This window comes from Mangrovibrevibacter kandeliae (assembly GCF_024519155.1).
GTDB lineage: Bacteria > Pseudomonadota > Alphaproteobacteria > Rhizobiales > Rhizobiaceae > Mangrovibrevibacter > Mangrovibrevibacter kandeliae.
Genome location: NZ_JANIFJ010000001.1, coordinates 268,817 through 281,809, shown reverse-complemented (window position 1 = coordinate 281,809; position 12,993 = coordinate 268,817). Strand labels below are relative to the sequence as shown.

Below are 12,993 nucleotides of genomic sequence, written 5' to 3'. Positions count from 1 at the left end.
TGCAGCGGGACGGCGGATCGAGGCCGCGATGTCCCGACATCATCGAGGACCACGCAGATGCGCAAGATCATCGCCCCCGGACTGGCCGTCCTGGCCGTCGCCACCCTGGTTGCCGTTCCCGCCACTGCGCGTGACCGCTATGCGGCGCGCGCGCCGCTTCAGGTCGCGCCGGGCGTTGCCGAACCCTGGATCGTCCAGCTCGCTCCGAGCTCGGGCGTCGTCGCCGATTACCGCCAGCCGCTGCCCCCGCGAGCCAGCACCAATGCCGCAGGTGTCGTCGTCGGCACCACCGGGGCCGCGCTGATGGCGCCGGCACGCCCGGCCGGGCCGGCCTATCACCCGCAGGGCGGCACGGTCGCGCCCGTCCGCCGCGCCGCCACGGTGGCGACGGTCCCGACGCGCCGCACGACGACGGTCGCCTCGACCAGCGCCCGCGGGATCGACCCGCAATTCCTGCCGCAGGAGGTCGACTACGCCGGCAACTATGCGCCGGGCACGATCGTCATCGATACCGGGCAGAAGTTCCTCTACCACGTCGAGGCGGACGGCAAGGCGCGCCGCTATGGCGTCGGCGTCGGCAAGCCCGGGTTCGAGTGGGCCGGCACCCACAAGGTGACGGCCAAGCGCGAGTGGCCGCAGTGGCGTCCGCCGGCCGAGATGATCGCGCGCGAGAAGAAGCGCGGCCGCGACCTGCCAGCGATGATGGACGGCGGGCCGCAGAACCCGCTCGGCGCCCGCGCCATGTATCTCGGCTCGACGCTCTATCGCATTCACGGCACCAACCAGCCGTCCACCATCGGCAAGGCCATGTCGTCCGGCTGCATCCGCATGCGCAACGAGGATGTGATCGAGCTGTACGACAGCGTGAATGTCGGCACGACGGTCGTTGTGCTCTGATGGCAACAGTGGGCGCCTGAAACCGCTGCGGGCGCCGTTCGGGTGCATCGCATCAGCGGGCGATGCGTTCGGCAAACGACGCGTCGTCATACGATCAATCCGCCTGCCGAGTGCGGAAATCGAAAAACCGAGGGGGTAGCATGTTCGCAAAACATCTCGTGCTGGCGCTGTGCGCCGGCGTCATCGGCTTTGGCGCCCTGCAGCCGGCGAAGGCCGAGGAGCTCAAGCGCTACAACTACGCGACCGGCCAGTGGGAGACCTACGATCCGTCGCGTCTCCGCCACACCGTGCGGCAGGTGCCGAGCGAGTTCCGCCGCAAGAACGTGCGGATCGAGACCGCCGAGGCGCCGGGAACCATCATCGTCGATACCCAGCGCAAGTTCCTCTACTTCGTGCAGGGCGACGGCAAGGCGGTCCGCTACGGCGTCGGCGTCGGCCGCGAGGGCTTCGGCTGGTCGGGCGTGATGAAGATCGGCCGCAAGGCGGAGTGGCCGGGCTGGACTCCGCCGCCGGAGATGGTGGTGCGCGAGCGCAAGCAGGGCCACATCCTGCCGGCCTACATGGAGGGCGGCCCGGACAACCCGCTCGGCGCGCGGGCCATGTACCTCTACCGCAATGGCCACGACTCGCAGTTCCGCATCCACGGCACCAATCAGCCATGGACCATCGGCCTGAACATGTCGTCGGGCTGCATCCGGATGATGAACGAGGACGTCACCAACCTCTACGGTCGGGCCGATGTCGGCGCAAAGGTCGTCGTCATCGGGCCGAACGGCGAGGGACGCGACGGCGTCTATCGCGAGAAGGGCTTCGATCTCCTCGCCACCATCTTCGGCGGCTGATCGCAGCGATCGGGCACGCCTGGCCCTTTGGAGGCCCGCACCCGCGGGCCTCTCTCCCGTGAGCCGGCGCCATCGGCTCATGGCAGCTCGGACTGAAGGCAGGCCTTCAGGAACGGCCAGGACCACCAGAGGGTGGCGAGGCCGGCGAACAGCCAGACTCCGACGATCGCGATCATGCCCCACCGGCTGACGGGCCGCGAGCGGGCGGCGGCGGCGGCGCGATAGGCCTGCATCAGGTCGGCGGGAATCATCCTTACGATCAGCGCGATAGCGAGAGGCAGCAGGATCGCTTCGTCGACATAGCCGAGGATCGGGATGACGTCTGGGATGAGGTCGATCGGGCTGAGCGCGTAGGCTGCGACGGCGGCAGCGGCGGTTTTGGCGAGCCAGGGAGTCCTCGGGTCACGGGCGGCGATCCACAAGGCCACGACGTCCCGCTTGATCGCCCTCGCCCAACCTTCGATCGTGCTCAGCATCGGGTGCCATTCGTTCTGGCGCATCTCACGCATTTATCCGCGAGTGCGGCGACCCCCGTCGGACAGTCCTCTGCCTCTTCAATCGTTCACGGCGCGGCGACGACCGCTGCGACCCGATCAAGCGCAGCCGGACGCGGTCCGCCATAGGCCCAGTCGAGCAACTGCACCGTATGCAGGACGGGAACCGCCGTGCCGGAGCCGATCTGGGTGATGCAGCCGATATTGCCGGTGGCGATGACCTGCGGCGCGACGCTCTCGATGTTCCTCACCTTGCGATCGCGCAGCCGCGTGGCGATCTCCGGTTGCAGGATGTTGTAGGTGCCGGCCGAGCCGCAGCACAGATGGCCCTCCGGCACGTCGCGCACGACGAAGCCGGCTGCCGTCAGCAGTGCCTTCGGCTGGCGCACGATCCGCTGGCCGTGCTGCATTGAACAGGCGGAGTGATAGGCGACGGCGAGGCCCTCCCCGCCTGTCGGCCGTGGCAGTTCGATCCCCGCCAGATACTCGGTCACGTCCTTCGCAAGAGCGGAGACCCGCGCCGCTTTGTCGGCATAGGCCGGATCGAGGCGCAGCATGTGGCCGTAGTCCTTGATCGTGGTGCCGCAGCCGGATGTGGTGACGAGGATGGCGTCGAGCCCCCCGTTGTCGGCGCGCGCGCACCAGGCGTCCACCGCCCGGCGAGCGAAGTCGAGCGCCTCCGCCTCGCGGCCCATGTGATGGACCAGCGCTCCGCAGCAGCGCTCGCCCGCCTCCACGACCTCGACGCCGAGCCGGGCCATCAGCCGGAGCGTGGCGGCATTGATCTCCGGGTCGAGCACGCTCTGTGCACACCCACGCAGGATCGCCACGCGCGTGCGGGCGCCTGCCGCGACGGCGCCGTCGGTCACCCTGCGGGTGCCGGCCCTGTCTCGCCTCGGCAGCGCGGTCGGTGCGAGACGCAGCATCGCGGCGAGCGGGCGCAGCGGGCGGACCGCGTCGAACATTGGCGCCAGCGGCCGGCCGAGCCGCGCCATCTGCAGCGCGGCGCGGAACCGTCCGGGGAACGGCAGGACCTTGGCGAGCACCAGACGGATCATCCGGTCGAAAAGCGGGCGCCTGTAGGTCCGCTCGACATGCGCCCGCGCGTGATCGACGAGGTGCATGTAGTTCACGCCCGACGGGCAGGTGGTCATGCAGGCGAGGCAGGACAGGCAGCGGTCGAGATGGGTGACCGTCTCGGCGTCTGCCGGCCGGTCGTTCTCCAGCATCTCCTTGATGAGGTAGATGCGGCCGCGCGGGCTGTCGAGCTCGTTGCCGAGGGTGACATAGGTCGGACAGGTCGCCGTGCAGAAGCCGCAATGGACACAGGCGCGGATGATCCCTTCCGAATGGGCGGTCTCGGGATCGTCGAGCTGGGCGGGGGTGAAAGCGGTTTGCATCTTACGGCCGAGTCCCCGAACCAGGCTCTGTTTCGATTGCGGACAGCGTACCGGCTTCACCAATTAGGGTGAACTCGCCGGGCGAAAGATCAAAGAGAGCCGTAGCAATGAAACGGACAAGGCGTCGCACGCGCGGCCAGTTGTTGGTCGGAAGCACCAAGACCGCAATGGGCCGGCCAGACAAAGATTGTTGGTGCGCCATGTTCTTGTCGGCCGTGATCAGACAGTCATACCCATTCGCCAACGCATGATCGAGCAAATCGCCATCCGGCATCTGCTTCAGTGCATTTGGGAAATAATCGACCTGGTGACCGCGCTCGTTGAGCGCCGACGCAAGCAGCCGAGGCACGCCCTCGTCCAGGAGCACGCGGCTCATGCCGCATGTCGGTGGAGACCCCGAGCAGCCACCATGATCGCAGCTTCGGCTCGCTCGCGGCCGATGCCTGGGAAGTTTTGCAGGACCTCGTCGAGGGAAAGTCCGGCCGCCAGATTCTCGAAGAGCGCATCGACGGGGATGCGCGTTCCGCGGAACACGAGCGCGCCACTGACCACGCCCGGCTTACTCTCGAAAAGCTCGTCCTCTGTCATGTCGAAGTCTCCCATCCGTTGCGACCCTACCCCATCCGGCCGGGATTGAGCACGCCCTTCGGATCGAACTGCACCTTCAACCGCTGGGTCAGCCCGGCGAGCGGGCCGGGCTGCGGCTGGAACACCGACGTCGCGGCCCGCACCGCTGCGCTTGCCCGCACCAGCGTCGCATGACCGCCGCCGAGGCGCGCGAGGGTCGCCCGCACGAGATCCGCCTCCGCCTCGCCCGCTTCCATGCGCAGCCAGACGAGCCCGCCCTGCCAGTCGTAGAAGGCGTCGATCGCCGCCTGCATCCGCAACTGCATGACCAGTTCGTGACCCTGCGTCGGCGCGAGCGAGACGCGCCAGACCGGCTTGTCGGTGCCGTCGACGAACGGCCGGACGTCGCGGACGTCCCGCCAGAGCGCAGCGGACGCCGCGCCCTGATATCGCTCCAGCGGCGCCACCCCCTGCAGCGCCGCGCCGAGATGGGCCGAGCGCGCCGCCACCGACGGTCCGAACCCTTCGAGGCGCAGGAGCGTCGCGGCCTCCCGCCCGAGCGCGCCCTCGGCGATGCGCGCGGCCACCCGCATCGGCAGGTGCGCGGCGCCCGAGACCTCCGCCGACGAGCCCATCGCCGCCGCCATCGCACCCGCCGCGGCCGCGTCGTCGAGCCCGCGCAACACGAGCGTCGTCTCGGCCTCGCATTTCGGCAAGACCTTGATCGTGATGTCGGTCATCACGGCGAGCGTGCCGAACGAGCCGGCGAGACCCTTCGACAGGTCGTAACCCGTGACGTTCTTCACCACCCGGCCGCCGGACCTGAAGACCTCGGCGCGACCCGAAACGGCAGTGATGCCGAGAACGTGGTCGCGGGCGGCGCCCTGCTTCAGGCGGCGCGGGCCGGAGAGGTTGCAGGCGAGCGCACCGCCGAGCGTGCCCTGCCCGGCCTCGAGCCCGTGCAGCGGGCCATAGTCGATCGGCTCGAACTCCAGCCGCTGGCCGTGCCCGTCGACCAGCGCCTCGATCTCGGCAAGCGGCGTGCCGGCGCGTGCGGACAGCACGAGCTCCTCCGGCTCGTAGAGCGTGACGCCGCACAGCTGCGCCAACGACAGCGTCCGCGCCGCCTGCACCGGGCGGCCGAGACCGAGCTTCGTTCCGGTCCCCTCAACGGCGAGCGGCTCCTCCGCGGCGACCGCCGCCGCGACGACCTCGCGCACGTCGTCGATCGTTTGCGGACGAAGGGCGTCCGGATGTGCCGGAGTCGTCTGCGGCGTCATGCGAGATCGGTGTGGGCGTAGAGATCGGCCACGGCGCAGTCGAGCCCGAGATCCGGCAGGACGATCCGGTCGTCCCGGCTGCGGAAGATCCGTCCCTGCCAGTCGTCGGCGCGAGACCAGACCTCCACCGCGATGTCGGCCTGGGCGATGATGAGGACGTACAGACAGGTCGGCGCCGCCGCATAGAGGGCGCGTTTTCGACTGATCTCCTCGCGCGTCTTCGATGGGGATAGCACTTCGGCCGCGAGGTATAAGTCCTGGAAATAGACCGTGTCCCCGACGTCGGCAGGGACGATGGCGAGATCGGCGATCGGTAGAAAATCGGGATGCGACGGGACAGCAAGGCCGACCTCGCGCAAGACGTCCAGATGCGGGTGATGCCTCTCGAGCGCTGAGGCAAGTCGCCGGTCGAGGTTCGCTACGATCCTCTGGTGCTTGCCGGTCGCAGGACTCATCATCATGAAAGGCACGCCGTCGACGAGCTGCCAGCGCTCCTCGCGCGGGCGCGTGGCGACCATCTCCAGGAACCTGTTCGAATTCCAGCGCTCGCTGTTTCCTCCGATGGCGTGCTGGTTCATGGTGTCTCTCCGCTAGAACCTCGGCAGCTCGGGAAACGCCACCTGCCCCTTGTGAACATGCATCCGCCCAAGCTCGGCGCAACGGTGGAGCTGCGGAAAGACCTTGCCGGGATTGAGGAGGTGCTTGGCGTCGAAGGCGCACTTCACCCGCTGCTGGTGCTTCAGGTCGTCCTCGGAGAACATCTCCGGCATCAGGTCGCGCTTCTCCACGCCGACGCCGTGCTCGCCGGTGAGCACGCCGCCCACCTCGACGCAGAGCCGCAGGATGTCGTTGCCGAAGGCTTCGGCCCGATGCAGCTCGTCGCCCTTGTTGGCGTCGTAGAGGATCAGTGGGTGGAGGTTGCCGTCGCCGGCGTGGAAGACGTTGGCGACCCCCAGCCCGTAGCGTTCGGACAGCGCCTTCATCCCGGCAAGGACGCGCGGCAGCTCCTTGCGCGGAATGGTGCCGTCCATGCAGTAGTAATCCGGCGAGATTCGCCCGACGGCCGGAAACGCCGCTTTTCGCCCCGCCCAGAAGGCGGCCCGCTCCTCCTCGGACTGCGAGACCCGGCAGGTGACGGCGCCGTTGGCGTTGCCGATCGCCTCGACAGCGGCCAGCAGGTGATCGACCTCGGCGCCCGGTCCGTCCAGCTCGACGATCAGCAGCGCCTCGACGTCGAGCGGATAGCCGGCATGGACGAAGGCCTCCGCCGCGTGGATCGCCGGCCGGTCCATCATCTCCATGCCGCCCGGGATGATCCCCTTGCCGATGATCTCGGCGACGCACGCCCCCGCCTCCTCCGAGCTCGGAAAGCCGATCAGGACGGCGCGCGCGGTCTCGGGCTTCTGCAGGATGCGCACCGTCACCTCGGTGACCACGCCGAGCAGCCCTTCGGATCCGGTCATGAGGCCGAGGAGGTCGTAGCCGCCGTCACCGTCGAGGTGCTTGCCGCCGAGCCGGACGACCTCGCCCTCGATGGTGACGAACTCGACGCCGAGCACGTTGTTGGCGGTCAGCCCGTATTTCAGGCAGTGCACGCCGCCGGAATTCTCCGCGACGTTGCCGCCGATCGAACAGGCGATCTGCGAGGAGGGGTCGGGCGCATAGTAGAAGCCGCGATGTTCCACCGCCCGTGTGATGCCGAGATTGGTGACGCCCGGCTGCACCACGGCGCAGCGATTGTCGAAGTCGATGTCGAGCACCCGGTTGAACCGCGACATCACCAGGAGGACGCCGTCCTCCAGCGGCAGTGCGCCCCCCGAGAGCGAGGTGCCCGACCCGCGGGGCACCACCGGGATGTCTTGCTGGTGGCAGTAGCGCAGGACGGCCGCGACCTGCCCCACCGTCTCCGGCAGCACCACCACCAGCGGCAGCTGGCGATAGGCCGTGAGGCCGTCGGTTTCGAAGGGCCGCATGCCCGTGATGCCGTCGACGACGCCCTCGCCCGGCACGATGGCCTTGAGCGCATCGACGATCGCGGCACGGCGCGACAGGATCGCCGCGCTCGGCTTCGGCATTGCAACGGCCATCCGAGGTCTCCTCCCTGCGGTGCGTTCGCCAGACCCTGCCGCATCCCGGCGCAAAGGCCAAGCCCGCGGGTCGGCCTCCGGGCGGCAACGGTCAGTCGGGATGGTCCTCGCCGTGGCTGCGCCGGATGCGATGCACCAGGAACCAGACGGCGAGGATCGCCACCGGCACGAAGCCCGCGATCATCAGCGGCGAGCCGAGGCTCGCCCCGTCATGGTCGAGGCCTTTGGCGACATAGCCGAAGAGACCGACGACGTAATAGGCGATCGCCGCGACCGAGAGGCCCTCCACCGTCTGCTGCAGGCGCAACTGGACCTGCGCCCGGCGGTTCATCGAGGCGAGGAGGTCGCGGTTCTGGTGCTCGAGCTCGACGTCGATGCGGGTGCGCAGAAGGTTCGCCGCCCGTGCCAGCTTTTCCGACAGCGCGATCTGCCGCTCCTCCAGCGAGCGGCAGGTGCGCAGCGCCGGCCCGACCCGCCGCTGCAGGAAGCCGCTCCAGCTCTCGAAGCCGGCGATCGGCGCCTCGGCAAGGCTCTCGAGGCGCTCGCGCACGATCTCGCCATAGGCGCGGCTCGCGCCGAAGCGGTAGAGCACCGTGGCGGAGGCGGCCTCGACTTCGGCCGCGGCTTCGGTGATCTCGTCGAGCAGCACCCGGCTGGCATAGCTGCGCGCCCGCATCTCCTGCGTGATCTCTGCGAACCGGTCTTCGACGGCGCGCACGCGCGGTGCGACCTCCTGGGCGAGCGGCAGGCCGAACAGCGCCAGCGTGCGGTAGATCTCGATCTCAATCAGCCGCTTGGCGAGCGCGCCCACCCGCGCGGGCGTCAGGCCATCGTCGAGGACGAGGATCCGGGTCAGCCCGTCGCCGTCCTGGCGGAAGTCGGTCGCGACCTGCGCGAGGCCCTGCTCGACCGCCGACACGCAGAGGCTGGAGCGCTCGAAAACGTCGAGTGCGGCGCTCGCCCGGTCGTCCTGCGGCCGGATCTCGAGATGAACTCCGGCGACGAGCGGCCCGGGCGCGGCGAAGTCGGCGCCGAAGGGATGCCCTTCGACCATCATGCCGAAGCGCTCCGGCGGCGGCCCCGCCCAGGAATAGGTCGAGAACTCGGTGTGCCGCTCCCAGCGCAGGCGTCCCTTGCCCGAATTGAGGGTGAAGGTGCGGGCGTTTTCGGCGGGCGGCGCGATGCCACGGCGCAGGGCAAGGTCGGTGAGAAGCGCGATGTCGCCGTCGCCGTCCGACATGAAGGCAAGTTCGAGCACCGCGGAGGCCGGATCGATGAGCGGATAGGGCCGCGCGTGGATCTCGCCGAGCGCGAACGCCCGGCGCGGGTCCGCCGCAAAGCTCGCCAGTGCGCGGCCGCTCCAGGAGATCTCGTTCATGAGCCCTCGCCCGATCGGGTGCCCGCCTTACTGTTAGCGGGAACCGGAAGCCGGCGGAAGCGCCCTCCGCAGTTTGCGCTTCGGCGCCGGCCGGCTCAGAAAGGGACGGCGACGACCGTGGGACGAGCGGCGATCGGCGACGGGAGAGGAACGGGATGAGCGAAGCGACACTCGAAAGCCGCGATGGGCCCCGCGTCGGCCTGTTCGTCACCTGCCTGGTCGACTCCTTCAGGCCGAGCGTCGGCTTTGCGACGGTGAAGCTCCTGAAGGACGCCGGCTGCCGCGTCGAGATCCCGCGCCTGCAGACTTGCTGTGGCCAGCCTGCCTACAACTCGGGCGACCGCGCCGACGCGCGCACCATCGCCGAGCAGGTGATCGAGTTGTTCGAAGGCTACGACTACGTCGTCGCGCCCTCCGGCTCCTGCGCCGGCATGTTGAAGAAGCATTATCCTGAGCTGTTCGCCGGTGACGCCGCGTGGGAGCCGCGAGCGGACGCCTTTTCGGCGAAGGTGCACGAACTCGTCGGCTTCCTCTCGGACGTGCTCGGCGTGACGCAGGTCGGGGCCCGCGTGGAGACGCGTGCCACCTATCACGACGCGTGCTCGGGGCTGCGCGAGCTCGGCATCAAGGCCCAGCCGCGCCGGCTGCTCGAAAGCATCGAAGGGCTGACGCTGGTCGAGCTGAAGGACGCCGAGGTCTGCTGCGGCTTCGGCGGGACCTTCTGCGTCAAGTATCCCGACATCTCCAATGCCATGGTCGGCAAGAAGGCGAAGGCGGTGGCCGCCACCGGTGCCGACCTGCTTCTCGCGGGCGACCTCGGCTGCCTGATGAACATGGACGGCAAGCTGAAGCGCGAGGGTGTCGCGGTCGAGGTGCGCCACGTCGCCGAAGTCCTGGCCGGCATGACCGACACGCCGCCGATCGGAGGCAGGCTATGAGGATCGAGCGGGAGGAGACTCTCATCGAGGTCGTGACCGGCGACATCACGACCCTCGCGCTCGACGCCATCGTCAATGCCGCGAACGAGAGCCTGCTCGGCGGCGGCGGGGTCGATGGGGCGATCCATCGCGCCGCCGGGCCGGGGCTGCTGGCCGAGTGCCGGTCGATCGGCGGCTGCCCGACGGGCGAGGCGCGCATCACGCGTGGTCATGATCTGCCGGCCCGCCACGTCATCCACACCGTCGGCCCGGTCTGGCACGGCGGCGGACGCAACGAGGAGGCGTTGCTCGCCGCCGCCTACCGGAACAGCTTCGCGCTGGCGCGCGAGCATGGCCTCGCTTCGATCGCCTTCCCCGCGATCTCCACCGGCATCTACGGCTTTCCCAAGGATCGCGCGGCGCGGATCGCGGCCAGGGCCGCGCTCGCAGAGTGCGGGGCCTTCGCACGTATCGTGCTGTGCTGTTTCAATGCCGGCGATGCGGTAGTCTATGTGAACGCGTTGCGAGCGGAGGACGCTGCATGAGCCTCGCCAAGGACAAGCCGCTGTTCGAGACGCCGGCCCATTACGAGGAGGACGTCCATGCCTGGGCGTTCGAGCAGGCGCGGCTTCTGCGTCTCGGCCGGTTTTCGGAGCTTGATCTCGTCAACGTCATCGAGGAGATCGAGAGCTTGGGGAACGAGCAGCGCCACGCCCTCGAATCCTTCTACATCCTGCTCCTTGCCCACCTGCTGAAGTGGGCACATCAACCCGAGCGGCGGTCACGGTCCTGGGATGCGACGATCGACAGCGCGCGTGTCCAGATCGAACGTCGGGAGAAGCGCAGTCCGACGCTTCGCGCCCGCGCCCCTGAGATTGTCGCTGACGCCTATTCCTACGCCGTCCGGGAGGCCGCGAAGGAGACAGGGCTGTCGCGCACGGGCTTTCCCGGCACATGCCCCTGGACCCTCGACGAGCTCCGCGATCCCGACTTTCTACCCGAGTAGTCCGATGCAGATCACCTCGCACACCTTCAAGGCCAACGGCGTCAAGGCGCTCGCAGACGTCGACCTGCAGCGGGCGCTCGGCCATGTCGAGAAGGGCTTCATCGAGAAGCGGCAGATGGCGGTCGATGCGCTGCCCGAGTTCGACGCGCTGCGCGACCGGGCCGTTGCGATCAAGACGCACGTCCTGAAGCATCTCGACCTCTATCTCGAGACCTATGCCAAAGCGGTCGAGGCAGCCGGTGGCACGGTGCATTGGGCCGAGGACGCCGACCATGCGCGGCGGATCGTGCTCGACATCGCGCGCCGACGGAACGCGAAGACCGTCACCAAGGGCAAGACCATGATCTCGGAGGAGATCGGCCTCAACGCCTTCCTGGAGGAGAACGGCATCACGCCGATCGAGACCGACCTCGGCGAGTACATCATCCAGCTGCGCGGCGAGCATCCGAGCCACATCATCGCGCCCGCCGTCCACGTCAACCGCGATCAGGTGGAGGCCGACTTCCGCCGCGTGCACGTCGATCTGGCGCCCGACCGCGACCTGACCGAGCCGGTGCTGCTCCTCGCCGAGGCTAGGCAGATGCTGCGCCAGGCCTATGGCAAGGCCGACATCGGCATCACCGGCGCCAATTTTCTCGTCGCGGAGACCGGGACGTCGGTGATCGTCACCAACGAGGGCAATGGCGATCTCACGCAGCTGCTCGGCAAGTGTCATGTGGTGCTCGCCTCGATCGAGAAGATCGTGCCGACGCTTGAGGACCTCTCGCAGATCCTGCGCGTCCTCGCCCGCTCGGCGACCGGCCAGGAGATGAGCGTCTATACGACGCTCTCCACCGGGCCGAGACGCAGCGACGACCCGGACGGGCCGGAGGAGTACCACGTCGTCCTCCTCGACAATGGCCGGTCCAACATGCTCGGCACCGAGTTCGAGGAGATGCTGCGCTGCATCCGCTGCGGCGCCTGCATGAACCACTGCCCGGTCTATCATGCCGTCGGCGGCCATTCCTATGGCTGGGTCTATCCCGGCCCGATGGGAGCGGTGCTGACACCCTCGCTGATCGGCGTCGACAAGGCCGGACATCTGCCCAACGCCTCCACCTTCTGCGGGCGCTGCGAGAGCGTCTGCCCGATGAAGATCCCGCTGCCCAAGCTGATGCGGCACTGGCGGGAGAAGGAGTTCGAGAGCCACCTCCAGCCCCGCGCCCAGCGCTGGGGCCTTGGCGTCTGGGCCTTCTTCGCGACCCGCCCCCGGCTCTACCGGCTCGCGACCTCCTTCGTCGTGCCGCTCCTGTCGCGCCTGGCCGGAAGCAGGCGCCGCTTCGCCAGCCTGCCGCTTGCCGAGGGCTGGACGCAATGGCGCGATCTCCCGGCGCCCGAAGGCCGGACGTTCATGCAGCAATGGGCCGAGACGAACGGCGGGGAGGACCTGGTATGACCGCCTCCAGCCGGGACGCGATCCTCTCGCGCGTGCGCCACGCCATCGGTGGGCGCGTGCACGACGAGGCACGGCGCGAGGTGGTCGCGATGCGTCTCGCCGAGGCACCGGCGGGCGTGATCCCTGCACGCGGGCAACGGCCGCGGGCCGAACTGCTCGAGCTGTTCTGCACCATGGCGGGAAGGGCCAGCGCGAGCGTGACCCGCATCGCCGGCTATGACGGCGTGCCGGAGGCGGTGGCCGAGTGGCTGCGGGCAGCCAACCTGCCGGCGACGCTCAGGCTCGGCGCGGACCCGCGGCTCGCCGCGCTCGACTTTTCCGCGACGGCGCTGCAGCTGAGCCACGGCGCGAGCTCGGGCGACGACCTCAACGGGCTGTCGCACGCCGACGGCGGCATTGCCGAGACCGGCACGCTGATGCTGCTCTCGGGCGCGGACAATCCGACGAGCCTCAACTTCCTGCCGGAGAACCACATCGTCCTCGTCCATGCCGACGACGTCGTGGGCGACATGGAGGCGCTCTGGCCGAGGCTGCGCGCGCGCTTCGGCAAGGGCTTGATGCCGCGCTCGGTGAATTTCGTCACCGGCCCGTCGCGCTCGGCCGACATCGAGCAGACGCTGCTCCTCGGCGCGCACGGACCGCGCGCGCTGCACGTGATCCTGATCGGCGACTGAAAGCGGTGGACAGGCG

General features: G+C 69.0%; 15 protein-coding genes. 7 read left to right on the top strand and 8 right to left on the bottom strand.

Annotated features, from left to right (window positions below):
- Positions 1 to 57: 57 nt before the first annotated feature.
- Positions 58 to 897, top strand: a complete 840-nt coding sequence (locus NPA30_RS01280; RefSeq protein ID WP_256800515.1) for a L,D-transpeptidase — start codon at positions 58 to 60, stop codon at positions 895 to 897.
- 140 nt (positions 898 to 1,037) lie between these two features.
- On the top strand, positions 1,038 to 1,739 hold the full coding sequence (locus tag NPA30_RS01275) for a L,D-transpeptidase (protein ID WP_256800514.1): 702 nt from the start codon (positions 1,038 to 1,040) through the stop codon (positions 1,737 to 1,739).
- 77 nt (positions 1,740 to 1,816) lie between these two features.
- On the opposite strand, the gene NPA30_RS01270 is transcribed toward NPA30_RS01275, so the two are convergent.
- The 8 genes from NPA30_RS01270 to NPA30_RS01235 form a co-directional block, all read right to left on the bottom strand.
- Positions 1,817 to 2,215, bottom strand: coding sequence for a YkvA family protein (locus tag NPA30_RS01270; RefSeq protein ID WP_256800513.1), 399 nt, complete (start codon positions 2,213 to 2,215; stop codon positions 1,817 to 1,819).
- Between the two features lie 86 nt (positions 2,216 to 2,301).
- Complete coding sequence (gene glcF / locus NPA30_RS01265; protein WP_256800512.1) at positions 2,302 to 3,633, bottom strand: glycolate oxidase subunit GlcF; 1,332 nt, start codon at positions 3,631 to 3,633, stop codon at positions 2,302 to 2,304.
- A 1-nt stretch (position 3,634) separates the two neighbouring features.
- Positions 3,635 to 4,009 (bottom strand): DUF5615 family PIN-like protein, encoded by a 375-nt coding sequence (locus NPA30_RS01260; RefSeq protein ID WP_256800511.1) that lies wholly within the window; start codon positions 4,007 to 4,009, stop codon positions 3,635 to 3,637.
- Positions 4,006 to 4,221 carry a DUF433 domain-containing protein gene (locus tag NPA30_RS01255; RefSeq protein ID WP_256800510.1) on the bottom strand — a complete coding sequence of 72 codons (216 nt, stop codon included), beginning with the start codon at positions 4,219 to 4,221 and terminating at the stop codon, positions 4,006 to 4,008. The genes NPA30_RS01260 and NPA30_RS01255 overlap by 4 nt, the downstream gene beginning before the upstream one ends.
- A 26-nt stretch (positions 4,222 to 4,247) precedes the next feature.
- Positions 4,248 to 5,480, bottom strand: coding sequence for a glycolate oxidase subunit GlcE (gene glcE / locus NPA30_RS01250; RefSeq protein WP_256800509.1), 1,233 nt, complete (start codon positions 5,478 to 5,480; stop codon positions 4,248 to 4,250).
- On the bottom strand, positions 5,477 to 6,058 hold the full coding sequence (locus tag NPA30_RS01245) for a Uma2 family endonuclease (RefSeq protein WP_256800508.1): 582 nt from the start codon (positions 6,056 to 6,058) through the stop codon (positions 5,477 to 5,479). Before NPA30_RS01245 ends, glcE begins: the two co-directional genes overlap by 4 nt.
- A 12-nt stretch (positions 6,059 to 6,070) precedes the next feature.
- Entirely contained in the window at positions 6,071 to 7,567 is a 1,497-nt protein-coding gene (locus NPA30_RS01240) for an FAD-linked oxidase C-terminal domain-containing protein (RefSeq protein WP_256800507.1), read from the bottom strand.
- Between the two features lie 91 nt (positions 7,568 to 7,658).
- Positions 7,659 to 8,945, bottom strand: coding sequence for a DUF3422 family protein (locus NPA30_RS01235; RefSeq protein ID WP_256800506.1), 1,287 nt, complete (start codon positions 8,943 to 8,945; stop codon positions 7,659 to 7,661).
- Between the two features lie 155 nt (positions 8,946 to 9,100).
- Here NPA30_RS01235 and NPA30_RS01230 point away from each other — a divergent pair, with 155 nt between their 5' ends.
- From NPA30_RS01230 to NPA30_RS01210, 5 genes are read left to right on the top strand one after another with little or no spacing between them, the layout of a single operon-like run.
- Complete coding sequence (locus NPA30_RS01230) at positions 9,101 to 9,883, top strand: (Fe-S)-binding protein (protein ID WP_256800505.1); 783 nt, start codon at positions 9,101 to 9,103, stop codon at positions 9,881 to 9,883.
- Positions 9,880 to 10,407 (top strand): O-acetyl-ADP-ribose deacetylase, encoded by a 528-nt coding sequence (locus NPA30_RS01225; RefSeq protein ID WP_256800504.1) that lies wholly within the window; start codon positions 9,880 to 9,882, stop codon positions 10,405 to 10,407. Before NPA30_RS01230 ends, NPA30_RS01225 begins: the two co-directional genes overlap by 4 nt.
- Complete coding sequence (locus tag NPA30_RS01220; RefSeq protein ID WP_256800503.1) at positions 10,404 to 10,868, top strand: DUF29 domain-containing protein; 465 nt, start codon at positions 10,404 to 10,406, stop codon at positions 10,866 to 10,868. The genes NPA30_RS01225 and NPA30_RS01220 overlap by 4 nt, the downstream gene beginning before the upstream one ends.
- A 4-nt stretch (positions 10,869 to 10,872) precedes the next feature.
- Positions 10,873 to 12,303 carry a LutB/LldF family L-lactate oxidation iron-sulfur protein gene (locus tag NPA30_RS01215; protein WP_256800502.1) on the top strand — a complete coding sequence of 477 codons (1,431 nt, stop codon included), beginning with the start codon at positions 10,873 to 10,875 and terminating at the stop codon, positions 12,301 to 12,303.
- On the top strand, positions 12,300 to 12,977 hold the full coding sequence (locus NPA30_RS01210; RefSeq protein WP_256800501.1) for a LutC/YkgG family protein: 678 nt from the start codon (positions 12,300 to 12,302) through the stop codon (positions 12,975 to 12,977). Before NPA30_RS01215 ends, NPA30_RS01210 begins: the two co-directional genes overlap by 4 nt.
- Positions 12,978 to 12,993: the final 16 nt, after the last annotated feature.